General features: G+C 71.0%; 16 protein-coding genes. 9 read left to right on the top strand and 7 right to left on the bottom strand.

All coding sequences use genetic code 11. From position 1 onward, the window contains the following. Positions 1 to 72: 72 nt before the first annotated feature. Entirely contained in the window at positions 73 to 990 is a 918-nt protein-coding gene (locus tag ACFC8N_RS02850; RefSeq protein ID WP_376285749.1) for a sugar phosphate isomerase/epimerase family protein, read from the top strand. 214 nt (positions 991 to 1,204) lie between these two features. Then, entirely contained in the window at positions 1,205 to 1,405 is a 201-nt protein-coding gene (locus tag ACFC8N_RS02855) for a MerR family transcriptional regulator (protein WP_356023082.1), read from the top strand. A 114-nt stretch (positions 1,406 to 1,519) separates the two neighbouring features. Here the strand turns inward: ACFC8N_RS02855 and ACFC8N_RS02860 are convergent, their stop codons facing one another. Both ACFC8N_RS02860 and ACFC8N_RS02865 read right to left on the bottom strand, forming a co-directional pair. Further along, positions 1,520 to 2,563 (bottom strand): zinc-dependent alcohol dehydrogenase family protein, encoded by a 1,044-nt coding sequence (locus ACFC8N_RS02860; RefSeq protein ID WP_376285752.1) that lies wholly within the window; start codon positions 2,561 to 2,563, stop codon positions 1,520 to 1,522. 48 nt (positions 2,564 to 2,611) lie between these two features. After that, positions 2,612 to 4,852, bottom strand: coding sequence for an MMPL family transporter (locus ACFC8N_RS02865; RefSeq protein WP_376285755.1), 2,241 nt, complete (start codon positions 4,850 to 4,852; stop codon positions 2,612 to 2,614). Between the two features lie 161 nt (positions 4,853 to 5,013). Between ACFC8N_RS02865 and ACFC8N_RS02870 the strand changes: the two genes are divergently transcribed. From ACFC8N_RS02870 to ACFC8N_RS02885, 4 genes are all read left to right on the top strand, one after another. Beyond that, positions 5,014 to 5,679, top strand: coding sequence for a TetR family transcriptional regulator (locus ACFC8N_RS02870; protein WP_362819669.1), 666 nt, complete (start codon positions 5,014 to 5,016; stop codon positions 5,677 to 5,679). 84 nt (positions 5,680 to 5,763) lie between these two features. Beyond that, a complete protein-coding gene (locus ACFC8N_RS02875; protein ID WP_376285758.1) occupies positions 5,764 to 6,714 on the top strand; it encodes a PrsW family intramembrane metalloprotease in 951 nt (316 codons plus the stop codon). A 92-nt stretch (positions 6,715 to 6,806) separates the two neighbouring features. Continuing rightward, complete coding sequence (locus ACFC8N_RS02880) at positions 6,807 to 7,046, top strand: heavy-metal-associated domain-containing protein (RefSeq protein ID WP_071386002.1); 240 nt, start codon at positions 6,807 to 6,809, stop codon at positions 7,044 to 7,046. Between the two features lie 86 nt (positions 7,047 to 7,132). Continuing rightward, a complete protein-coding gene (locus ACFC8N_RS02885; protein ID WP_376285761.1) occupies positions 7,133 to 9,397 on the top strand; it encodes a heavy metal translocating P-type ATPase in 2,265 nt (754 codons plus the stop codon). A 663-nt stretch (positions 9,398 to 10,060) separates the two neighbouring features. On the opposite strand, the gene ACFC8N_RS02890 is transcribed toward ACFC8N_RS02885, so the two are convergent. The 5 genes from ACFC8N_RS02890 to ACFC8N_RS02910 form a co-directional block, all read right to left on the bottom strand. Beyond that, entirely contained in the window at positions 10,061 to 11,350 is a 1,290-nt protein-coding gene (locus ACFC8N_RS02890; protein WP_071372096.1) for a citrate synthase, read from the bottom strand. Positions 11,351 to 11,547: 197 nt separating this feature from the next. Beyond that, the gene (locus ACFC8N_RS02895) at positions 11,548 to 13,818 is read right to left on the bottom strand and encodes an ATP-dependent RecD-like DNA helicase (RefSeq protein ID WP_376285764.1); all 2,271 of its coding nucleotides are present in this window, start codon (positions 13,816 to 13,818) and stop codon (positions 11,548 to 11,550) included. An 86-nt stretch (positions 13,819 to 13,904) separates the two neighbouring features. After that, positions 13,905 to 14,414, bottom strand: coding sequence for an inclusion body family protein (locus tag ACFC8N_RS02900; RefSeq protein ID WP_356023098.1), 510 nt, complete (start codon positions 14,412 to 14,414; stop codon positions 13,905 to 13,907). Positions 14,415 to 14,449: 35 nt separating this feature from the next. Next, complete coding sequence (locus ACFC8N_RS02905; RefSeq protein ID WP_376285767.1) at positions 14,450 to 16,279, bottom strand: thiamine pyrophosphate-binding protein; 1,830 nt, start codon at positions 16,277 to 16,279, stop codon at positions 14,450 to 14,452. Continuing rightward, the gene (locus ACFC8N_RS02910; protein ID WP_356023102.1) at positions 16,276 to 18,312 is read right to left on the bottom strand and encodes an FAD-dependent oxidoreductase; all 2,037 of its coding nucleotides are present in this window, start codon (positions 18,310 to 18,312) and stop codon (positions 16,276 to 16,278) included. Before ACFC8N_RS02910 ends, ACFC8N_RS02905 begins: the two co-directional genes overlap by 4 nt. Positions 18,313 to 19,439: 1,127 nt before the next feature. Here ACFC8N_RS02910 and ACFC8N_RS02915 point away from each other — a divergent pair. From ACFC8N_RS02915 to ACFC8N_RS02925, 3 genes are read left to right on the top strand one after another with little or no spacing between them, the layout of a single operon-like run. Next, positions 19,440 to 20,456 (top strand): LacI family DNA-binding transcriptional regulator, encoded by a 1,017-nt coding sequence (locus tag ACFC8N_RS02915; RefSeq protein ID WP_376285771.1) that lies wholly within the window; start codon positions 19,440 to 19,442, stop codon positions 20,454 to 20,456. Then, the gene (locus ACFC8N_RS02920; protein WP_376285774.1) at positions 20,453 to 21,991 is read left to right on the top strand and encodes a sugar ABC transporter ATP-binding protein; all 1,539 of its coding nucleotides are present in this window, start codon (positions 20,453 to 20,455) and stop codon (positions 21,989 to 21,991) included. Before ACFC8N_RS02915 ends, ACFC8N_RS02920 begins: the two co-directional genes overlap by 4 nt. Continuing rightward, the gene (locus tag ACFC8N_RS02925; protein WP_376285777.1) at positions 21,981 to 23,930 is read left to right on the top strand and encodes a substrate-binding domain-containing protein; all 1,950 of its coding nucleotides are present in this window, start codon (positions 21,981 to 21,983) and stop codon (positions 23,928 to 23,930) included. Before ACFC8N_RS02920 ends, ACFC8N_RS02925 begins: the two co-directional genes overlap by 11 nt. The last annotated feature ends 26 nt before the right edge of the window (positions 23,931 to 23,956 follow it).

A 23,956-nucleotide genomic window follows, 5' to 3' on the forward strand; every position in this document is an offset into this window, starting at 1 on the left:
CTGTCAATGTTTTGTCCAGACATACGGACCAACTCTTGACACCGCTTTCTGCGCGCCCTCACGCTGGCGCCCATGACGTCGCTGCCGCCCTCCTCCTCACTGTCCCGTATCCGGATCGGATCGGCGCCCGATTCCTGGGGTGTGTGGTTCCCCGACGACCCGAAGCAGGTCCCCTGGCGGCGCTTCCTCGACGAGGTGGCGGACTCCGGCTACGAGTGGATCGAGCTGGGCCCCTACGGCTATCTGCCGACGGACCCGGCCGTGCTCGCCGAGGAGACCGCCCGGCGCGGGCTGAAGGTCTCGGCGGGCACGGTCTTCACCGGCCTGCACCACGGGGCGGCCGTGTGGGACAGGACCTGGGCGCACGTCCGCGACATCGCGGCCCTCACCCAGGCCATGGGCGCCCGCCATCTGGTCGTCATCCCCTCCTTCTGGCGGGACGACAAGACGGGCGAGGTGCTGGAGCCGTCCGCGCTGACGGCGCAGCAGTGGCGGAACCTGACGTCCCTGACCGAGCGGCTCGGCCGGGAGGTGCGGGAGCGGTACGGACTGACGATCGTCGTCCACCCGCATGCCGACACCCACATCGACAGCGAGGAGAACGTCGCGCGTTTCCTCGACGGCACCGACTCCGACGCGGTGTCGCTGTGCCTGGACACCGGGCACTACGCGTACTGCGGCGGGGACAGCGTCAAGCTGATCGAGACCTACGGCGAGCGCATCGGCTATCTGCACCTCAAGCAGGTGGACCCGGAGGTCCTGGCCGACGTGCGGGCGAAGGGCACCCCCTTCGGACCGGCCGTGGCCCAGGGCGTGATGTGCGAACCGCCCGCCGGCGTACCGGAGTTGAGCCCCGTCCTGGCGGCGGCCCAGCGGCTGGACGTGGATCTGTTCGCCATCGTGGAGCAGGACATGTATCCCTGCGAGCCGGACGCTCCGCTGCCGATCGCCCGGCGGACCCGGGCGTTCCTGCGCTCGTGCGGGGCGTAGCGACACCATTGCGGCAGTTCTGTCACGAACACCCCTCTTGTGTCACATGTGTCGCGTGTACGTCGACTGTGCGTCACACCGTGACGACAGGCACTGTCCGCTCCTCACCCGGTGTCGTTCACCGGACGCAGGCTTGGTGATCGCCAGCGCAGCGCCCGGCTCCCCCGACGGCTTTCCCGGCCGCCGCCGCGGTGTGCGCAGGGAGGTGCAACTCATGACCGACCGAAGGCTCTGGTCCTACAAGGAGATCGCGGCGCACATCAGCGTGCAGCCCGACACCGTCCGGTCCTACCGCAAGCACGGGCTGCTGCCCCCGCCCGACCACGTGGAGGGCGGCAAGCCCTACTGGTACGCGGACACGGTCCGCGCCTGGGTCGCCTCCCGCCCCCGCAACCGCGGCCGCCGGTTCGACTGACCCGGCCGGTCGCCGGCCGCGACTTCGGGCAACCGGGGCCGCACCGTGTTCCGTTGGCGGCGTACGAGGCGTGCGGGGCGCTGGCGGCGGTCCCGGACCGGGAGGGGGCCGCCGTCAGCGCCACGGCTCGATGACCGTCACGCCCGCGCCCGGTGCGGTGCCCATCGCGGCCAGGGCCTGTGGGGCCGCGTCGAGCGGGATGGTCCGCGTCACCAGCAGGTCCGGACGCAGCACCCCGGACACGACCAGTTCCAGCATCGCCGGATAGGCGTGGGCGGCCATGCCGTGGCTGCCCAGCAGTTCGAGCTCCAGGGCCACGGCACGGGCCAGCGGGACGGGCGTGGTGCCGTCGGCCGGGGGCAGCAGGCCGACCTGGACGTGGCGGCCGCGCCGGCGCAGGCCGTTCACGGACGCCGCGCAGGTGGCCGGGGAGCCGAGGGCGTCGAGGGAGAGGTGGGCTCCGCCGCCGGTCAGTTCACGGATCGCCACGGCCGTCTCCGGGGTGCGCGAGGCGTCCACGCACTCCGCCGCACCGAACTTCCGCGCCAGGTCCAGCGCCTGCGGCGACACGTCCACGGCGACGACCCGCGCCCCCGAGGCTGCCGCGACCATCACGGCGGACAGCCCGACCCCGCCGCAGCCGTGCACCGCGACCCACTCCCCCGCCGCCGCCCGGCCCTGCTGCACCACCGCGCGGAAGGCGGTGGCGAAGCGGCAGCCGAGGGAGGCGGCGGTGGCGTACGCCATGTCGTCCGGGATCGCGACCAGGTTGACGTCGGCGTGGTCCAGCGCCACGTACTGGGCGAAGGAGCCCCAGTGGTGGAAGCCGGGCTGGGTCTGCCGCTCGCACACCTGCTGGTCGCCCGCCGCACAGGCCGGGCAGGTGCCGCAGGCGCAGACGAACGGCACGGTGACCCGGTCGCCGGGCCGCCGGCGGGTCACCCGGGAGCCGACGGCCTCGACGACACCGGCGAGTTCGTGCCCCGGCACGTGCGGCAGCTCGATGTCGGGGTCGTGGCCCATCCAGCCGTGCCAGTCACTGCGGCACAGCCCGGTGGCCTCGACCCGGACGACCACGCCGTCGGGGGCCGGGCGGGGGTCGGGCAGCTCGCGTACCTCGGCGGGGGCGCCGTAGCGTTCGAAGACGACGGCTCGCATGGGCAGTCCTTTCGGGAACCTCCGTGCAGACTAGAGGGTTCGGCCGTCTCAACCGGTGACGATGCGCTGTGGCTGCTCGTGCTCCGCGGGGCCTCCCGCCGGCCCGGCCCCGGGCCCCTGGAGGGGCGCCGTCGGCTCGCCTTCGCTCAGTCCGAACCGTTCGTGCAGTCGCCGCAGCCACGCCGGTGCCCACCATGTCGCCCTGCCCGTCAGCCGCATGATCGCCGGGACCAGCAGGCTGCGCACCACCATCGCGTCCATCAGGACCGCCAGGGCGATGCCCAGGCCGAGCATCTTGGTGTTCGTCACCCGGGAGGTGCCGATGGCGACCATCACCACGGCGAGGATGACCGCCGCCGCGGTGATCAGCCCGCCGGTGCGCCGGAGCCCGTGGCGTACGGCCGCGTCGTGGTCGCCCGTGCGGTCGTACTCCTCCTTGATGCGGGACAGCAGGAACACGCCGTAGTCCATGGAGAGCCCGAAGGCCACGCAGAACATCAGCACGGGCAGGGTGGTCTCGATGGAGCCGGTGCTGGTGAAGCCGAGCGGGCCGGAGAGGTGGCCGTCCTGGAAGACCCAGACCACGGCACCGAACATCGCCGTCAGGCTGAGCGCGTTCAGGACGACCGCCTGGACCGGTATCAGCACGCTGCCCGTCAGCAGGAAGACCAGGAGCAGGGTGACGACGGCGATGAACCCGGCCGCCCAGGGCAGGCGCTCGGCTATCGCGTGCTTGGTGTCGACCAGGACGGCCGCCGTGCCGGTCACCTTCGTGTGGAACGGTGCGTGCAGTGCGCGTATGTCGCCCACCAGGCGCTGGGCCGGGTCGTCCACGGCCTCGCCCCGGGGCTGCACCGTGAAGTAGGCGGCATCGCCCTTGACCAGCGGGCCGTAGACGCGGGCCACCCCGGGCAGGGCGGCCACCTGCTGTTTGTAGGCGGCGTACCGGTCCGGGGCGGTCCTGCCCTCGGCGAGGATCTCCAGACCGCCGCCGGGGCTGCCCGGGAAGCTCTCGCGGAGGTGCTGCTGGACCACGTGGGACTCGGCGGTCGAGGGCAGCTGGCGGTCGTCTGCGGTGCCGAACTTGACGCCCAGGAAGGGGAGTCCGAGGACGACCAGCAGGACGGTCGTGCCCAGCGCGAAGAGCGGGGCGCGGCGCATCACCAGGGCGGCCGTCCGCGCCCAGGCAGCGCCCCCGTCGGCCTTCGGGGCGCGGTCGCGACGCAACAGGCGGCGCAGGTCCAGGGAGTTGACCCGGCGGCCGAGCAGGACCAGGGCCGCCGGGAGCAGGACCAGGGCGGCGGCCGCGGCGAGCAGGACCACGGCGATGCCGGCGTAGGCGAAGGAGCGCAGGAAATACTGCGGGAAGACCATCATGGCGGCGAGGGAGACCGCGACCGTGAGGGCGGAGAAGAGCACCGTGCGCCCCGCCGTGCGCAGCGTCGCGGCGACCGCGGTCGACGGGTCGGCGCCCGTGGACAGTTCCTCGCGGTAGCGGCGGACGATGAACAGGGCGTAGTCGATGGCCAGGCCGAGGCCGAGGGCCGTCGTCAGGTTGAGCGCGAAGACCGATACGTCGGTGAACGTCGTCAGGCCGCGCAGGACGGCGTTGGTGCCGAGGATGGCGACGATGCCGATGCCGAGCGGCAGCAGGGCGGCGACCGCGCTGCCGAAGACCATCACCAGCAGCACCAGCGTGACCGGCAGGGCGATCAGCTCGGCGCGGGTCAGGTCCTCCTTGATGATGGTCTGCATCTCCTGCCGCACCGCGACGACGCCCCCGAGCTTCACCTGCACCGGTCCGTGCGTGCCCCGGTAGTGCGGGGCTATCCGGTCCAGGGTCCTGGCCGTCGCGTTCTCGTCGCCGGTGATGCGGGCGGCGATCAGCGCCTCGTGGCCGTCCTCGGCACGCAGGGCGGGGGCCTGCGCGGGAGCGGCCTGCCAGTAGGAGCCGACGCCGGTCACCCCCTTCTCCGCCGCGAGCCGGCGCGTCAGGTCGCGGGCCCGGGCGGCGACATCCGGGGCGTCGACGGAGGAGTGGCCCGCGTCGACCAGGAGGAGCAGGTTCGGCTGCGAGTCCGGGAACGCGCGCTCCAGGGCCTTGGTCGCGTACGACGACTCGGCGGCCGGGTCCTCCCAGCCGCCGCTGCCGAGGCGGTCCGCGACCCCGCTGCCGGCCACCACCGCGAGCGCGGTGAGCACCAGGGCCACGAGCAGCGACAGACGGGGGCGGGCGGTGACGAACCGGGTCCAGCCGCCGGGCCGGGGTGGGCTGTTGACTTCGGTCATCGTGCGGTGTCCCCTTCACCTTGGCTCATGTCCGTGCAGGCAGGCAGCATGAGTCGGTCGTTGCCCGTAAGCTGGCAAACACGAGAGATCGCTCGCGTTTCACAAGAATGCGAGCGACTGCTCGCGTTTGTCAATCGCGTTCGGAGATCTGGGGATAACGCGTGCCCGACAACCCGCAGACACAGAACGAGCAGCCGCGCCGCCGGCAGGCCCGCGGCGAGCGCCGTATCGCCCAGCTGCTCGAAGCGGCCGCCCAGGTCTTCTGCACCACCGGCTACACCGCCGCCAGCACCAACGCCATCGCGCGCGAGGCCGGGGTCTCACCGGGCACGCTCTACCAGTTCTTCCCGAACAAGGAGGCCATCGCGATCGAGCTGGGCGACCGGCTCATGCACGAGATGCGCGACACCTACGGCGAGGCCCTGGCGCCGGTCGACCCCGCCACCCCGCTGGAGGAGGCCGTCGGGTCCGCCGTCGACCGGTTCGTCGCGTTCAACACGGACCACCCGGTGTTCTTCGCGCTGATGCACGGCCCGGACATGCCCGGCGGGATCGCCGACGCGCACGACCAGTTGCACACCTCGCTGATCGGCCGCGTCGAAGGCCTGCTCGCCTCCCTCGTGCCGGACGCCTCCCCGGTGGACATCACCCGCACGGCGCACGTCTGCCTCGGCATCTACAAAGCGGGCCTGGAGCTGGTCCTCACCCACGAGGGCCCCGAGCGCGCGGCATACATCCAGGAGATCAAGAACGTCCTCACCCGCTACCTGGAACCGCTGGTCGGCGACCGGATCGGCCAGGGCCGCCCCGGGGCCGCCGGCGGGTGACCCCGGGAGTCACCCGGACTGCGCCGTCCGGCACATCTGCCTACAGTGCGGAGAGATCGCCCAGCAGCAGTCGAGGGGACTCCCGTGACCCACTCCCCGCCGCCCGGCACCCCCAGGGCCCGCATACCCGGCCCGCAGCAGCCCCCGCCGCCGTACCCCCGCATCCGTGCGGGTCTGTGGCGGCGCTGTCTGGGCGGCGGGCTCGCCCTGTGGGCGCTGACGGCGTGGGTGACGTACGAGACCCGTGACGGCACGCCGCTGCCGACGCTGATCCTGCTCGGCAGCTTTCTGGCGCCGGTCGCCTTCGTACTGTGGGCGTACGAGCGGCACGGCCGCGACCTGGGCGTCAGCGCGATCCTCGGCTGCTTCCTGGCCGGCGCCACGCTCGGGGTGCTCGGCGCCTCGCTGACGGTGTCGTATCTGGCGCACCCCTCCTTCGGGCTGTCCCTCGGCGTCGCCCTGATCGAGGAGGCCGCCAAGCTCGGGGCCCTGGTGATCGCACTGCGCGGCCAGCCCGGCGTCCGCGGCACGCGCGCGGGGCTGGTGCTCGGCGCGGCCGTCGGCTTCGGCTTCGCGGCCCTGGAGAGCGCCGGGTACGCGTTCGACGCGGCCGTCTCCACCGAGGGCGTGGCCCTGCGCACGCTGCTGGAGACGGAGATGCTGCGCGGGGTGCTCACGCCCCTCGGGCACGGCCTGTGGACCGCGATCGCGGGCGCCGCCCTGCTGTCCCGGCGCCGGCCGAACGGGCAGTTCCGCCTCACCGCACCGGCCGTAGGCGCCTGCCTCGGCACCTCCCTGCTGCACACCCTGTGGGACGCGACGCACGGCATCGCGATCCGGGCGACGGCCCGGCTGACCGGCGCAGGGTCGAACCGGCCGCTCTTCACGCACGCGTACCTCGCCCGGCCGAGCGCCCCACAGGAGCACCTGTTCACCCTGTTCTCGGTCGGCGGGCTGGCGCTGGTGGCGCTGGCCGGGGTCGGCTGGGTGCGCGTGCTGGCGCGGCGGAACACCTCTTGGAGAAATACCCCCTAGGGGTATAGTCTGAGAAACATGGGGGTTCCCCCGCAGCCCCGATGGCCTCGCGGACCCCACCGGCCCCCTACGCCTCGACGAGGAGTAACGACATGACCACCCACACCGACACCCCGGGCTCCGTCACCACCGTCTACAAGGTGACCGGCATGAGCTGTGGCCACTGCGAGGGCGCCATCTCCGCCGAGGTCTCCGAGATCCCCGGTGTCACCTCGGTGAAGGCCGTGGCGTCGACCGGTGAGGTGACCGTCGTCTCCACGTCCGAGCCGGACGACGAGGCCGTGCGCGCCGCCGTGGACGAGGCCGGCTTCGAGCTGGCCGGCCGCGCCTGAGCAACACCTTCGATTCCCCCGACCGGGCCGTACCGACCAGCTGATACTGGCTCCGTACGGTCCGGTCCGATGTCTGGAGTCCGGACATGACCAGCACCACCCGTACAGACAAGGCCCCGTCGACAGCCGGGACCCCCTCCGAGGCCGACGAGGTCGAGCTGCTCATCGGCGGGATGACCTGTGCCTCCTGCGCCGCGCGCGTGGAGAAGAAGCTCAACCGGATGGACGGCGTCAGCGCCACCGTCAACTACGCCACCGAGAAGGCGAGGATCTCCTTCGGCGAGGGCGTCGCGGTCGCCGACCTGATCGCCACCGTGGAGAAGACCGGCTACACCGCCGAGGAACCCGCCCCGCCCCAGCCCGAGGCGACGGCGCAGCAGCCTCCCGCGCACGACGCCGAACTCGGCGCGCTCCGGCAGCGGCTGCTGGTCTCCGCGCTGCTCGCGCTGCCCGTCGTCCTGCTCGCGATGATCCCGGCACTCCAGTTCGACAACTGGCAGTGGCTCTCGCTCACGCTCGCCGCGCCCGTCGTCGTCTGGGGCGGCCTGCCCTTCCACCGGGCCGCGTGGACCAACCTCCGGCACGGCGCCGCCACCATGGACACCCTGGTCTCGGTCGGCACGCTGGCGGCCTTCGGCTGGTCGCTGTGGGCACTGTTCTTCGGCGACGCCGGCATGCCCGGCATGCACGACGAGTTCCGCCTCACGATCTCGCGCATGGACGGCGCCTCGACCATCTACCTGGAGGTCGCCTCCGGGGTCGTCGCGCTGATCCTGCTCGGCCGCTATCTGGAGGCCCGCTCCAAGCGCCGGGCGGGGGCGGCCCTGCACGCGCTGATGGAACTGGGCGCCAAGGACGTGGCGGTGCTGCGGGACGGGCGTGAGGTCCGGATCCCCGTGGCGTCGCTGTCGGTCGGGGACCGGTTCGTCGTACGGCCCGGCGAGAAGGTCGCGACCGACGGCACCGTGGTCGAGGGCGTCTCCGCGGTGGACGCGTCCATGCTGACCGGCGAGTCGGTGCCGGTGGACGTCGGGCCGGGCGACCGGGTCACCGGCGCCACGGTCAACGCGGGCGGGCGGCTGGTCGTCGAGGCCGCCCGGGTCGGCGCGGACACCCAGCTCGCGCGCATGGCGAAGCTGGTGGAGGACGCGCAGAACGGCAAGGCCGAGGTGCAGCGGCTCGCCGACCGGGTGTCCGCCGTGTTCGTGCCCGTCGTCATCGGCATCGCGCTCGCCACGTTCGGCGTCTGGCTGGGCCTGACCGGGGACGCGGTCGCCGCGTTCACCGCGTCCGTCGCCGTCCTGATCATCGCCTGCCCCTGTGCGCTGGGCCTCGCCACGCCGACCGCGCTGATGGTCGGCACCGGCCGCGGCGCCCAGCTCGGCATCCTGATCAAGGGCCCCGAGGTGCTGGAGTCCACGCGCCGCGTCGACACGGTCGTCCTCGACAAGACGGGCACGGTCACCACCGGCCGGATGACGCTCCAGGCGGTCCACGTCGCCGCCGGCGAGGACGAGAAGGAGCTGCTCAGGCTGGCCGGCGCCCTGGAGCATGCCTCCGAGCACCCGGTCGCCCGCGCCATCGCCGCGGGGGCCGAGGAGCGCGCCGGAACACTGCCGGAGGTCGAGCACTTCGAGAACGTCCCCGGGCGGGGCGTACGCGGGCGCGTGGACGGCCGCGAGGTGGCCGTGGGGCGCCTGTACGACGTCCTGCCGCACTCGTTGGTCCAGGCGGCCGGCGAGGCCGAGGAGCAGGGCCGTACGGCGGTCGTGGCCGGCTGGGACGGGCGGGCCCGCGGGGTCCTCGCCGTCGCCGACACGGTCAAGGAGACCAGCGCCGAGGCGATCCGTGAGCTGCGCGCCCTCGGACTCACGCCGGTGCTGCTCACCGGCGACAACCGGACGGTCGCCGAGGCGGTCGCGCGGACGGTCGGCATCGACCCGGCGCACGTGTACGCCGAGGTGCTGCCCGAGGACAAGGTGGACGTCGTACGGCGGCTGCGGGACGAGGGGCGCGCGGTGGCGATGGTCGGCGACGGCGTCAACGACGCGGCCGCGCTGGCCACCGCCGATCTGGGGCTGGCGATGGGCACCGGGACGGACGCGGCGATCGAGGCGAGCGATCTGACGCTGGTGCGCGGGGACCTGCGCGTGGCGGCGGACGCGATACGGCTGTCCCGGCGGACGCTGGCCACGATCAAGGGGAACCTGGTGTGGGCCTTCGGCTACAACGTGGCCGCGCTGCCGCTGGCCGCCGCCGGACTGCTCAACCCGATGATCGCGGGCGCGGCGATGGCCTTCTCCTCGGTGTTCGTGGTGACCAACAGCCTGCGGCTGCGACGATTCCGCTGAGACCGAAGTAGGAGACCCTCTGGAGTCGGACGCGCGCACCACATAAGCTCTTCACAAGGCTCGCGCATCTTCCTTACGCTTGGGCTCCGATCGTCGTATCGGGGCTCTTGCGTACCTAAAGGACATATGCAAGAGACGCAGATCACAGTGATGCGAACGTAACCATCGAAGGGGTTCGAAGGTCTAAGTTGGCGATGTCGGTTCGGCGTCTTGGGGGGCGTCTGCCGGCGTCTGGGGTTGTCTTGGGGGACTGCCTCAGAGATGCGTTGCCGGGGCACGTACACCGGGAAGCTTTGAGCGGCCCTCCCTGCGTGCGTTGTCCCGGCAGATCGCACCGCATCACCGGAGTGGGACGAGTTTTGCTCGTTCTGCTCACCAGACAGCGATTCAGGCGCTGTCTCTCCGAGCGCCCGGCCGGATCCCGTGGGGGGAATCCGCACCGGGACACGGGAAGGCGCCCTGATCGTCGGCCCGTGGGGGGACCGGCGCAGGGCGCCTTCCGCTTATTCGTCTGTACGGCCACCGCAGGGCCCACCCATGAGGCAGGCCCTGACACTCAGTGCCTCAGCATTCCCCGACTGCGTCAGCCGTCGTCGGCCGACACCCTGAAGACAAGCGGCCAACCAGGGGCGCCATTCGGACGACGCCCCTCGCCGGCAGGTGTCAGCGAGCCTCGACCGGTACGAAGTCGCGCTCGACCACGCCCGTGTAGATCTGGCGCGGGCGGCCGATGCGGGAGCCCGGCTCCTTGATCATTTCGGTCCACTGGGCGATCCAGCCCGGCAGACGGCCGAGGGCGAACAGGACCGTGAACATCTCGGTCGGGAAGCCCATGGCCCGGTAGATCAGACCGGTGTAGAAGTCGACGTTGGGGTAGAGGTTGCGCGAGACGAAGTAGTCGTCGGAGAGCGCGTGCTCCTCCAGCTTCAGCGCGATGTCCAGCAGCTCGTCGGACTTGCCGAGGGCGGAGAGGACGTCGTGCGCGGCAGCCTTGATGATCTTGGCGCGCGGGTCGAAGCTCTTGTAGACCCGGTGGCCGAAGCCCATCAGACGGACGCCGTCCTCCTTGTTCTTCACCTTGCGGATGAAGGAGTCGACGTCGCCGCCGTTGGCCTGGATGTCTTCCAGCATCTCCAGCACGGACTGGTTGGCGCCGCCGTGCAGCGGGCCCCACAGGGCGCTGATGCCGGCCGAGATCGACGCGAACATGTTGGCCTGCGAGGAGCCGACCAGGCGGACCGTCGAGGTGGAGCAGTTCTGCTCGTGGTCGGCGTGCAGGATCAGCAGCTTGTCCAGCGCGGCGACGACGACCGGGTCGAGGTCGTACTCCTGGGCGGGGACCGAGAAGGTCATGCGCAGGAAGTTCTCGACGTAGCTGAGGTCGTTGCGCGGGTAGACGAACGGGTGGCCGATCGACTTCTTGTACGCGTACGCCGCGATCGTCGGCAGCTTGGCGAGCAGCCGGATCGTGGAGAGGTTGCGCTGCTTCTCGTCGAACGGGTTGTGGCTGTCCTGGTAGAAGGTGGACAGCGCCGAGACGACCGACGACAGCATGGCCATCGGGTGGGCGTCCCGCGGGAAGCCCTTGTAGAAGTTCTTGACGTCCTCGTGCAGCAGCGTGTGCCGCGTGATCTCGTTCTGGAACGTCGTCAGCTCGTCGACGGTCGGGAGCTCGCCGTTGATCAGCAGATACGCCACCTCGAGGAAGGTGGAGCGCTCGGCCAGCTGCTCGATGGGGTAGCCGCGGTAGCGGAGGATGCCCGCCTCACCGTCGAGGTAGGTGACAGCGGATTTGTAGGCGGCCGTGTTGCCGTACCCGCTGTCCAGAGTCACCAGACCGGTCTGGGTGCGGAGCTTCCCGATGTCGAAGCCCTTGTCGCCGACGGTGCTGTCGACCACCGGGTAGGTGTACTCGCCGTCGCCGTACCGCAGTACTACAGAGTTGTCGCTCACGTCTTCCCTCACCGACGTAGTGCCTCATCTTCGAGGTGCCCTGACTGTCTCTACCATCCCCCATTTGGCTCAGGAGAGTGCACTCGGGGTCGACCATTGGGCCCATCGGCGGCACTCAGTGCCGCCAACTTGCCCATCCTGCCCCCTTTGAACGGCATCTGGAAGTGCTCTGTGACCTTCGTGACTCATTTGATCGATCATTTTTCCTGATGACCCGCGTCGAGCCTGAAATCCAGGGCCGTGCACCGCCGTCCGGCCGAGACCGTGCGCACCGCCTGTCCGATCGCCTTGCGTGAACCGACGAGGACGACGAGGCGTTTGGCCCGTGTCACCGCCGTGTACAGGAGGTTCCGCTGGAGCATCATCCACGCCCCGGTCGTGACCGGAATCACCACGGCGGGATATTCACTCCCCTGCGAGCGGTGAATGGTCACCGCGTACGCATGTGCCAGTTCGTCCAGTTCGTCGAATTCGTAGGGCACCTCCTCGTCCTCGTCGGTCAGCACCATGAGCTTCTGGTCGACCGGATCGAGCGAGGTGACGACGCCCACGGTGCCGTTGAAGACGCCGTTCTTCCCTTTCTCATAATTGTTCCGGATCTGGGTGACCTTGTCCCCCACGCGGAAGACCCGGCCGCCGAACCGCTTCTCGGGCAGGTCGGGCCGTCCGGGCGTGATGGCCTGCTGGAGCAGTCCGTTGAGGGCCCCGGCGCCGGCCGGACCCCGGTGCATCGGCGCGAGCACCTGCACGTCCCGCCGCGGATCGAGCCCGAACTTGGCCGGAATCCGTCGCGCCGCCACGTCCACGGTGAGCCGGCCGGCCTCCTCGGTGTCGTCCTCGACGAAGAGGAAGAAGTCCTTCAGCCCGTCGGTGAGCGGATGCTGTCCGGCGTTGATCCGGTGCGCGTTGGTGACGACACCGGACTGCTGGGCCTGCCGGAAGACCCGGGTGAGGCGGACGGCCGGGATCGGGCTGCCGTCGGCGAGCAGGTCGCGCAGCACCTCGCCCGCGCCGACGCTCGGCAACTGGTCGACGTCCCCGACGAAGAGGAGGTGCGCGCCCGGGGGGACGGCCTTGACCAGCTTGTTGGCGAGCAGCAGGTCCAGCATGGACGCCTCGTCCACGACCACCAGGTCGGCGTCCAGCGGCCGGTCGCGGTCGTAGGCGGCGTCCCCGCCGGGCTTCAGCTCCAGCAGCCGGTGCACGGTGGAGGCCTCGGCGCCGGTCAGCTCGGACAGACGCTTGGCGGCCCGCCCGGTCGGCGCGGCGAGCAGCACCTTGGCCCGTCTGGCCCGGGCCAGCTCCACGATCGAGCGCACGGTGAAGGACTTGCCGCAGCCGGGCCCGCCGGTGAGCACGGCGACCTTCTCGCTGAGCGCGAGCTTGACGGCGGCCTCCTGCTCGGGCGCGAGATCGGCGCCGGTGCGCGTCCTCAGCCAGCCGAGGGCCTTGCCCCAGTCGACGTCCTGGAAGCCCGGCATGCGGTCCTGACCGGTGCGCAGCAGGCGCAGGAGCTGGGCGGCGAGGGACAGTTCGGCGCGGTGGAAGGGGACCAGGTAGACGGCCGTGACGGGTTCGGCCGTGTCCCCCTCGGGCCCCGGGACCTTCTCCCGTACGACGCCCGGCTCCACGCCGTCCTCCCCCGGCTCGGCCAGCTCCGCGAGGCACTCGATGACCAGCCCGGTGTCGACCTGGAGCAGCTTGACGGCGTCGGCGATCAGCCGCTCCTCGGGCAGGAAGCAGTGGCCCTGGTCGGCGGACTGGGACAGGGCGTACTGGAGGCCGGCCTTCACCCGCTCCGGGCTGTCGTGCGGGATGCCGACGGACTGGGCGATCTTGTCGGCGGTCAGGAAGCCGATGCCCCAGACGTCGGCGGCGAGCCGGTAGGGGTGGTTCCTGACGACGGAGATGGACGCGTCGCCGTACTTCTTGTAGATCCGCACGGCGATGGAGGTGGACACCTCGACGGTCTGGAGGAAGAGCATGACCTCCTTGATCGCCTTCTGTTCCTCCCAGGCGTCGGCGATCTTCTTGGTCCGCTTGGGCCCGAGCCCGGGGACCTCGATGAGCCGTTTCGGCTCCTCCTCGATGATCTGGAGCGTGTCGAGTCCGAAGTGCTGGGTGATGCGGTCGGCGAAGACGGGTCCGATCCCTTTGACGAGGCCGGACCCGAGGTAGCGCCGGATGCCCTGGACGGTGGCCGGCAGGACCGTCGTGTAGTTCTCGACGTGGAACTGCTTGCCGTACTGGGGGTGCGAGCCCCAGCGGCCCTCCATCCGCAGCGACTCCCCGACCTGGGCGCCGAGCAGCGCGCCGACGACCGTGAGGAGGTCGTCGCCGCCTCTGCCGGTGTCGACCCGGGCGACCGTGTAGCCGTTCTCCTCGTTGGCGTACGTGATCCGCTCCAGCACGCCTTCGAGCACGGCGAGCCGACGCTCGGCCGTCTGATTCCCCGCCTGGTGAGCCATGGTCCGACGGTACCGGTGACCGCTGACAGCCGAGGCGGCTCATGGCCGGGGGCGGCGGCTCGCGGCCACCGCCCCCGGCCGGGCCGTCAGGCGTCCTCGATGGTGATGAAGGGGTCCCACTGGAAGTAGCCCTTCAACTGCCGGTGCCGGTCCAGGATCTGGAAGGAGAAGTGGTAGACGACCTTGCCGACGCTCTTGACCGTCGTGCGCCAGTAGTGGTCCTGGTACTTCTGCGTCACGAAGTCCGGGCTGCCCTCGCTCCCCTCCTTCGGCAGCGGGTAGACGCCGTCGACCACCTCGATCTCCGGCGTCCTGATGAGCGTGTGGTCGCGGTCGCTGCTGACGTACCGGTACAGCAGCGCCTTGTAGTCGCTGCCCAGCGACAGCGTCGTCTCCCGCCACCTGATGCTGTCCCCGGGCTCGGCGCGCAGGTTCAGCTCGGCGCCCGACGTGCCGACGATGTGGTCGTGCCGCGTCGTCATGTAGATCAGGCTCTCGTCGACGTACGTCGGCGCGTCGGGGTTCCTCGACGCGTTGGGGTACTGCTCGACGATCGTGGCCGCGTCGAAGGCGATGAGGACGTTCAGGTCAGCCATTTCTTTCCCCCTTGGGAAGCTTTTCCGGAAGCTTTTCAGGAAGTTTTCGGGACCTTGTAGGCCATCGCCCGCGGGAAGTCGTGCCGGTGCAGGCGGACGCGGACCAGGAGGGGCCCGGCGTTGACCGGGTCGTGCGGGTCGGCGAGGCGGGCCAGCAGGGCGTCCAGCTCGGCCGCGTGGGCGATGGCGACGCCGGTCGCCGGGGTGTCCTCGCCGGCGAAGACGGCCGCGAGACGGTCGTAGTGCCAGGGGTGCAGGACGTTGTAGAAGTCCGGTTCGGCGGTGGAGTGTTCGGCGTAGTAAGCCGGGTTCACCAGCATCTGCTCGATGCCGTAGAAGTGCCCGTTGTCCAGGACGAACACCACCGAGGGCAGCCCGAGCCGGGTGTGGGTGGAGATCTCCTGGCAGGTCTCCTGGAAGGAGCCGTCGCCGACGAACACCATCGGGCGGGCGCCGTCGCGTTCGGGGGCGAGCGCGGCGCCCGTGGCCGCGCCGACCGACCAGCCGATGGACAGCCAGCTGATCTGGGAGAGGAACCCGCCCGCGGGCAGGGCCAGGTTCATCGAGCCGATGAGGGCGAACGCGGCGTCCGAGACGACCGTCCAGTCCTCCCGGGTCTCCTCGCCCAGGAAGTGGTTGATCCGGTCGAACAGGCCGTCGTACGTGAGGTGTTCACCGCCCCGGGACCGGGTGCCGTCGAGGTTCAGCGAGGCGCGGTACTGCGCCAGGCCCGCGGGGCGGCCGGCCGGTGCGCCCCGGTGGCTGTAGGACTCGGCGTAGTAGTCGGAGGCGAGGCCCCCGGAGCCGTACTCCTTCACCAGCGCGTCCTGGAGGGCGGGCAGCAGGTGGGCGAGCTGGACGTCGGGGAAGTAGGAGGTGCCGACGCTGACGCCGCCGTGCGCCGCCATCACCCAGTCGGTGCCGACGCTCTGCTCGCCGCCCAGGTTCTTCGACGTGGACCAGGCGCCGAGCCCGATCCGGCAGGTGGCCCACTCCTTGAAGACTCCGTACACGTCCGGGTGACTGGCCCTGCCGTTGTAGACGCCGTGGAACTGCGGCAGGTCCTCGTCCACGACGGCCTTGGCGCCGACCGTCGTGCAGAACGGCACCCCGGTGGCCTCCACCAGGTCGGTGAGCTGCCCGCCGAGCCGGTACCGGTCGATCTCCTCACCGGCCCACACGATCGGGCGGGGCCGGCCGTCCGGGCCGGGGTGCTCCTCGATCAGGGTGAGGACCGCGTGCACGGCGTTCTCCAGCATGGGCTGGTTGCGCGCGCTGAACGGCCGTTCGCGGCGGACGATCGGCTCTGCGGGCTCGGGGCAGGGCTCGTCCCACAGGTCCTCCATGACCTCCAGGTAGACCGGCCTGCGCTCGGAGAGACACGCGGTGAGCGCCGAGTCGATCTGGGCGGGCGCGAGGCCCGGGTTGGAGATGACCTGCGCGTCCACGGTGACCTGCCGGTAGACGTCCAGGTTGCTCTCCGCGCGCGGGCTCATGTGCGAGGTGAGCAGGCCGACGGCACGGTAGTTCTGCCACTGCTCGTACGGCGGGCAGGCGTTGACGGCGACGATCGGGATCTGCTCGACGTACGCGCCGCCGCAGGCGCCCAGGAGATTGAACGCGCCGACGCTGTACGTGACCGCCGCCGCGCCCACGCCGTGGATGCGGGCGTAGGCGTCGGCGGCCTGGCCCGCGCCGCCCTCGGTCGGCGTGCCGACCCACTCGACGTCGCCCTCCGCGCGGAGCGCCGTCAGGAACGGGCCGAGGTGGTTGCCGGGGACGCCGAAGAGGTGGGTGATGCCCAACTCGGCCAGCCGCAGGGCGAGATAGCGGGCCACCGTGCAGGCCGGGAGGCTCTCGGTCATGCGGGCTCCCCCTCCTGTGCCGTGGTGACCGGCGCGGCCCGGTGGACGGCGAGGGCGGCGCGCACCGCGCTCTCCAGGGCGCCCTCGATCCAGGCGTGCTTGAGGGAGGTGTGCTCCCCCGCGAAGTGCAGCGGACCCTCGGGCCGGGAGACGTCCAGGTGGAAGCTGGTCATCTGGTGGGCGGTGTAGATGGCGGCCTCGCCGAAGGCGTACGGGTCGCGCGCCCAGCTCTGGGTGGCGCCCCGGCCGGTGAAGAACACCTCGATGCGCCGGCCGTGCAGGGCCTGGAGATTGCGCAGGGCGTAGACGTAGCGCTCCGCGTTCGGCATGGAGTCCCAGCGGGCGGCGTCGTCGGACCAGGAGTACGAGGCGAGGACCACGCCGCCGCCCATGCTCTCCTCGACCGGGTGCGAGGGGTAGTACAGGAACCGGTTGGGGTTGTCGGTGGCGGAGCCCCCGCCGAAGCAGTGGGTGGCGGGCCGGACGGCGGGCCCGCGCAGCGGCAGGCTGCCGTCGATCCGCCGCATCTCCTCCGTGACGCCGCTGTCCTTGACGGCGACACCGAGCAGCCCGGCCGCCCCCGGCTCGGGCAGCGTGGGCACGGACGCGGTGTCCACTTCGCCTCCCCGCCGGTAGTACGCGTACAGCCCGGGCGCGATGCCCTCCAGCGCGTCGCGCCAGTCGTCCTCGGTGAACTCCCACCACCGGTGACTGAATTCGAGCAGCACCTTGGTGGCCTGGTCGTAGTGGGTCTCGATGACGGCGCGGCGCTTCTTGTACGACATCGAGGGGACGATCTCCACGAAGCGCAGGGCGGAGAACGGGACGGTGACGATCGCCAGGTCCGCCGTCCACAGCCGCGGCAGTTCCTTCGGATCGGCCTCGTCGACGGTCTGTACGGCCACGCCCCACCCGTCGGCCCCGACCGCACCGGTGCCCTCGGGGTCGGTGTCGCGGCTGGGGTCGTGGTACTCGATCCGGATCACCCGCTCGCCCAACCGCACCTCGTCGCGCAGGCCCTGGTGCAGGGCGTGCGGCAGGCGCCAACTGCCGCCGGGGATCTCCCAGTAGCGCACCCCGGGGCTGATGTCGCTGCGGCTCAGGAAGCTGTGGAAGAAGGAGAGGTGGAGCCGCGAGGACATGTTCTCCAGGGTGCCGAGGGCCTCGATCGCCTCGTCGCTGAGCCCGGCGTGCTCGCGCAGGAAGGCGCCCATCGAGTAGCCGTCGAAGTCACGGATCACCCGCGCCCATCCCTCGACCCATTCGTCGAAGGGCTTGTTGACCCGCTTGCCGTCGACGACGTCGGAGTAGTAGTCGCGCACGCTCTCCAGCGCGTCGTCGACCATCTTCACGACCGGGGCGCGGACCTCGTCGTCGGTGAGGTGGAAGCCCTCGTTGATCCGCTCGGGACCGGCGGCGTAGTCGGCGCGCCGCACCTGGACGCGGTTGGCGCGGATCCAGGAGTTGCCGCGCTTGTCGGGCTCGCGGAAGTCCGGGCTGTCGTCGCCGTACGTCCAGGTCTGCCCGGTGAACGAGGTGTACGACACCGGAGGGCCGGGGACGTCCGGGCCGCTGCCGGTGTGGGGGTCGATGTCCACGTTGTAGAACTGGCGGCGGCCGAGCCCGAGTTTGTCGACCAGGGCGAGGACGAGCGGGTGGAAGTCGGGCAGCCGCATCGCTCCGGCCTCGGCGTACTGGGCCGGGTCGGCGAAGGGCTGGTGGTGCCTGGTCGTGCGGAAGGTCTTGATGCGTCCGCCGACACGGTTGGCGTTCGCCTCCAGGACGGTGACGTCGTGCCCTGCGTCCTTGAGCAGTCGGGCGGCGACGAGACCGGTGATGCCGGCGCCGATGACGAGAATCTTCTTGCGCGGGTGGGGCGTGGGGCCGAGGCGGCCCGTGTCTATCAGGGTGTGCAGGTATTCGAGTTTCAGGTCCTTTCCGTCGGGTCCGACGAGAAGGAGTTCACGGGCGAGCCTGAGACAGGTCTGCCAGCGGGCACGGGTGGCGGAGTTGTCCCGTGGAGTGTCGGTCATAGCCTGCGATCGTAGATATGCGGAAACGGTTTCTCGGTTCACCTCGGGGACAAAGTCCGGAAAACGCCGAGGGGGGTGTGTGACGGGATTTTGACTTGCTCGGATTTCTCCGGCGAGGGTGATTGATTCCCGAGGGGCGGGTGAGTAATGGGAGCGGAACTGAAAAAACAATTCGCTTGTGGAATGTTGCGGAATGTGAAATTCCTGCGGTGGAGGCGTGCGGGCAGCGGGGATGGTCCCGGGAGGAAACCCGTCAGCCGACACCCGCAACTGGCCTGCTGGAGTGGCGAGTTGGCATATGCATCCGGCCAACGTGCCCGTGGGCGGGGTTACGCCATGGGCGCGCGGCGGAGTTGCTCGCGGAGGGGGCGAGAGGAAGGGGCGAGAGGAAGGGGCGAAAGGGCGAGAGGAACGGGCACGTGGCCGTCGGGCCGCTCGCTTCCCGGGATTGTCGGGCTTCCGCGAGGTGCGTAAAGGGCGCTCCCGTTCCGCTGCGCTCCACTCTCGCGTCGCCTTCGGCGATGAGCCTGCGGGCCGCCCTTTACACACCTCGCTCCAGCCCGTGCGAGAAGCGGGCGAGCGGCCCGGAAGGGCGGTGGCCCTGGCCGGTACCGGGCCCTTGAGTCGGCTGCGTGGATTCCGTTGGCGAGGGGGCGCGGGGGCCGCGGGTGGGTGGGGGTGGGTTCGGTGGGTGCGGGTGAGTGGGTGGGTGGCACGGGGTGGGCTGAGGGTGGTGAGGGGCGGGGGCGCGGTCGCGTCTCGCGGGCACGCCGGGTGGTTCGGCGACTGCGGGTGAGTGGGCACGGGGTGGGGTGGTGAGGGGCGGGAGGTCGGGCTGTCGGGGGGATGGGCAGGTTTGGGCCAGGGGGTTGGCTGGGGGCTGGACCCAGGGCCGGTTTCCATTCGGGGGTGGCCCAAAGCTGCCAGTTGTCGCCCTCGCAGGGTGGCCATGGGCCCTGGGCGGACCCCGGTCGGGCCCGGCCAGGCCTCGGTCACGATTGGGTTTCGGCCATCTCCAGCCCCTTGCCCGCGCGCCGTGTAATCGTTTCCAATCCTCCCTGACGGCTCGGCGTGGAAACGATTACACGCGGGGCCGTCCACGAGTCTCACGAGGAGGTGAGTCGGCGTTGGCGAGCATCAAGGATGTCGCCGCCTCGGCCGGGGTGTCCGTGGCCACGGTGTCGCGTGTCCTGAACGAGCATCCGTCGGTCAGTGCGGACGCACGCGCGCGTGTGCTGACCGCCGTCGAGGCGTTGGGGTATCGGCCGAACGCCGTCGCCCGGTCCCTGCGGACCGACCAGACCCACACCCTCGGGCTCGTCATCAGCGACGTGCTCAACCCCTACTTCACCGAGCTGGCCCGCTCCGTCGAGGAAGAGGCCCGGGCGCTCGGGTACAGCGTGATCATCGGGAACGCCGACGAGCGGCCCGAGATCCAGGATCACCATGTCCGGAACCTGCTCGATCGGCGGATCGACGGGCTGCTCATCTCCCCCACCGACGGCGGCTCCCCGCTCATGCTGGACGCCGTCCGGGCCGGGACGCCCATGGTGTTCGTGGACCGGTGGATCCCCGGGGTGGACGTGCCCGTCGTACGGGCCGACGGGCGGGGCGCCGTACGGGATCTCGTGGCGCATCTGCACGCGCTCGGGCACCGGCGGCTCGCCATCATCGCCGGGCCCGCCGCCACCACGACCGGCAGTGAGCGGGTCGAGGCCTTCCGGGCCGCACTCGCCGACTACGGCCTTCCGCTCCCTGACGCCTACATAGGCCAGGGCGACTTCCAGGCCGAGAGCGGGCGGCGGGTCACCGAGGGGTTCCTGGATCTGCCCGAGCCGCCGGAGGTCGTCTTCGCGGCCGACAACCTCATGGCGCTCGGTGCGCTCGATGCCGTACGCGCGCGTGGGCTGCGTGTGCCGGACGACATCGCGCTGGCCGCGTTCGACGACATCCCCTGGTTCGTGCACACCGATCCGCCCGTCACCGCTATCGCCCAGCCGACCGGTGACCTGGGCAGGGCCGCCGTGCGGGCCCTCGTCGACCGCATCGAGGGGCGGGCCGGCGCGTCCGTCGCCCTCTTCGCCCGGCTCGTCGTGCGCCGCTCGTGCGGCGAGCACCTCCCGAGGAACAGGAGCACGTCGTGAGCAACCCGGACGAGTTGCTGCGCATCGAGGGCATACGCAAGACCTTCCCCGGCGTGGTCGCGCTCGACGGCGTCGACTTCGATCTGCGCCGGGGCGAGGTCCATGTGCTGCTCGGTGAGAACGGCGCCGGCAAGAGCACGCTGATCAAGATGCTCTCCGGGGCCTACACGCCCGACGGCGGACGGATTCTCGTCGACGGCCGGGAGACGCGCATCCACGGTGCGCAGGACGCCGAGCGGCTCGGCATCGCCACCATCTACCAGGAGTTCAACCTGGTGCCCGACCTCACCGTCGCCGAGAACATCTTCCTCGGGCGGCAGCCGCGGCGCTTCGGGATGATCGACCGGAAGACGATGGAGGCGGACGCCGCAGCCCTCCTCGCGCGCGTGGGGGTCGATGTGTCGCCTCGCGCGCATGTGCGTGAACTCGGCATCGCCCGGCTCCAGATGGTCGAGATCGCCAAGGCGCTCAGCCTGGACGCGCGCGTGCTCATCATGGACGAGCCGACGGCCGTGCTCACGTCGGAGGAGGTCGAGAAGCTCTTCGGCATCGTGCGCTCGCTGCGCGCGGACGGCGTCGGGATCGTCTTCATCACCCATCACCTGGAGGAGATCGCCGCCCTGGGCGACCGGGTCACCGTCATCCGGGACGGCAGGAGCGTCGGAGAGGTGCCTGCGGCGACGCCCGAGGAGGAGCTGGTACGGCTCATGGTCGGGCGGTCGATCGAGCAGCAGTATCCCCGGCAACGGGCCGAGCGCGGCGCGGCGTTGCTGTCCGTCGAGGGGCTCACCCGGGACGGGGTGTTCCACGACGTCGGCTTCGAGGTGCACGCCGGTGAGGTCGTCGGGATCGCCGGGCTCGTCGGGGCCGGGCGGACCGAGGTCGTGCGGGCCGTGTTCGGGGCCGATCCGTACGACGGCGGGGTCGTGCGGGTGTCCGGCGACCGGCTCAGGCGGCACGACGTGAACGCGGCCATGGCGGCCGGGATCGGGCTCGTCCCCGAGGACCGCAAGGGGCAGGGGCTCGTGCTGGACGCCTCGGTCGAGGAGAACCTCGGGCTCGTGACCATGCGGGCCGCCAGCCGGGGCGGATTCGTCGACCGCAAGGGCCAGCACGACGCCGCCCGGCGGATCGCCGAGCAGCTCGGGGTGCGGATGGCGGGCCTCGGGCAGCAGGTGCGGACCCTGTCCGGCGGCAACCAGCAGAAGGTCGTCATCGGCAAGTGGCTGCTGGCCGACACCAAGGTGCTGATCCTCGACGAGCCGACGCGCGGGATCGACGTCGGCGCCAAGGTCGAGATCTACCAGCTGATCAACGAACTGACCGCGGCCGGAGCCGCCGTACTGATGATCTCCAGCGATCTGCCGGAGGTGCTCGGCATGAGCGACCGGGTGCTGGTCATGGCCCAGGGCCGGATCGCGGGCGAGCTGTCGGCGGCCGACGCCACCCAGGACGCCGTGATGGCGCTCGCCGTCTCCACCCCCACCAGCAGCAAGACCGACACGTCCGACAAGGAGGCCAGCCGTGGCCACTGACACGCTCAAGAGCACGACGGGCGCGGGTGGCGCCACCGGCGGCCTGCGCCGGCTGCTCCTCGACAACGGCGCGCTCACCGCGCTGATCGCCTTGGTCATCGCCCTGTCGGCGCTGTCCGGGGACTTCCTGACGACGGACAACCTGCTCAACATCGGTGTGCAGGCGGCCGTGACGGCGATCCTCGCCTTCGGTGTGACCTTCGTGATCGTCTCGGCCGGCATCGACCTGTCGGTCGGGTCGGTCGCCGCGCTGTCGGCCACCGTGCTGGCCTGGAGCGCCACGCAGCACGGGGTGCCGGTGGCGGTCGCCGTTGTGCTCGGGCTCGGCACGGGTGTCGTGGCCGGTCTGGTGAACGGTTTCCTCATCGCCTACGGCAAGCTGCCGCCGTTCATCGCGACGCTGGCGATGCTGTCGGTGGGGCGTGGCCTGGCCCTCGTCATCTCGCAGGGTTCGCCGATCGCCTTCCCCGGCTCGGTCTCGCACCTCGGTGACACGCTCGGCGGCTGGCTGCCGGTGCCGGTGCTGGTCATGGTGGTGATGGGGATCGTCGCCGCCGTCGTCCTCGGGCGGACGTACATCGGGCGCTCCATGTACGCCATCGGCGGCAACGAGGAGGCGGCCCGGCTCTCCGGTCTGCGCGTGCCGAAGCAGAAGCTCGCGATCTACGCGCTGTCCGGTCTCTTCGCGGCGGTCGCCGGTGTCGTACTGGCCTCCCGGCTGTCCTCCGCCCAGCCGCAGGCCGCCGACGGCTACGAGCTGGACGCGATCGCCGCGGTCGTCATCGGCGGTGCCTCGCTCGCGGGCGGCACCGGCAAGGCGTCCGGCACGCTGATCGGCGCGCTGATCCTCGCGGTGCTGCGCAACGGCCTCAACCTCCTGTCCGTGTCGGCGTTCTGGCAGCAGGTCGTGATCGGTGTCGTCATCGCGCTGGCGGTGCTGCTGGACACCGTGCGCCGCAGGGCCGGGGCGAGCCCGGTGGCGAACGGCCCCGGCGGCGGCAAGGGCAAGCAGGCGGCGACGTACGCGCTCGCGGCCGTCGTGACCGTGGCGGTCGTCGGCGCGACCTCCTTCCTGCACACGGGTTCGTCCTCGTCCACGGCCCCGCGCATGGGTCTGTCGCTGTCCACCCTCAACAACCCCTTCTTCGTGCAGATCCGGGCCGGTGCCCAGGCCGAGGCGAAGAAGCTGGGCGTGGACCTGACCGTCACCGACGCCCAGAACGACGCCTCCCAGCAGGCCAACCAGCTGCAGAACTTCACCAGTTCGGGCCTCGGCGCGATCATCGTCAACCCGGTGGACTCGGACGCGGCCGGCAACTCGGTGAAGGCCGCCGACAAGGCGGGGATCCCGGTCGTCGCCGTGGACCGCGGGGTGAACAAGGCGGATGTGAACACCCTGGTGGCGTCCGACAACGTGGCCGGTGGTGAGCTGGCCGCGAGGACGATCGCCGAGAAGCTCGGCGGCAAGGGGAAGATCGTCGTCCTTCAGGGCCAGGCGGGTACGTCCGCGGCCCGCGAGCGAGCGGCCGGTTTCGCCCAGGGCCTGAAGGCCTACCCGGGCATCCAGGTGGTGGCCCAGCAGCCCGCCGACTTCGACCGCACCAAGGGACTCGACGTGATGTCGAACCTGCTCCAGGCCCACCCGGACGTGCAGGGCGTCATCGCCGCCAACGACGAGATGGCGCTCGGCGCGATCAAGGCGCTCGGCTCCAAGGCCGGGAAGTCGGTCCAGGTGGTCGGCTTCGACGGCACCCCGGACGGGCTGACGGCGGTGAAGAACGGCACGCTGTACGCCTCGGTCGCCCAGCAGCCCAGCCAGTTGGGAAGGATCGCCGTCGACAACGCGCTGAAGGCCGTACAGGGCAAGAAGGTGGAGCCGACGGTGAAGGTGCCGGTGAAGGTGGTCACGAAGGACAACGTGGCCGGGTTCACCGGCTGACGCCGGGGCGTCCAGGGAGAATCGAC

The sequence above is a fragment of the Streptomyces sp. NPDC055966 genome, from assembly GCF_042269865.1.
GTDB lineage: Bacteria > Actinomycetota > Actinomycetes > Streptomycetales > Streptomycetaceae > Streptomyces.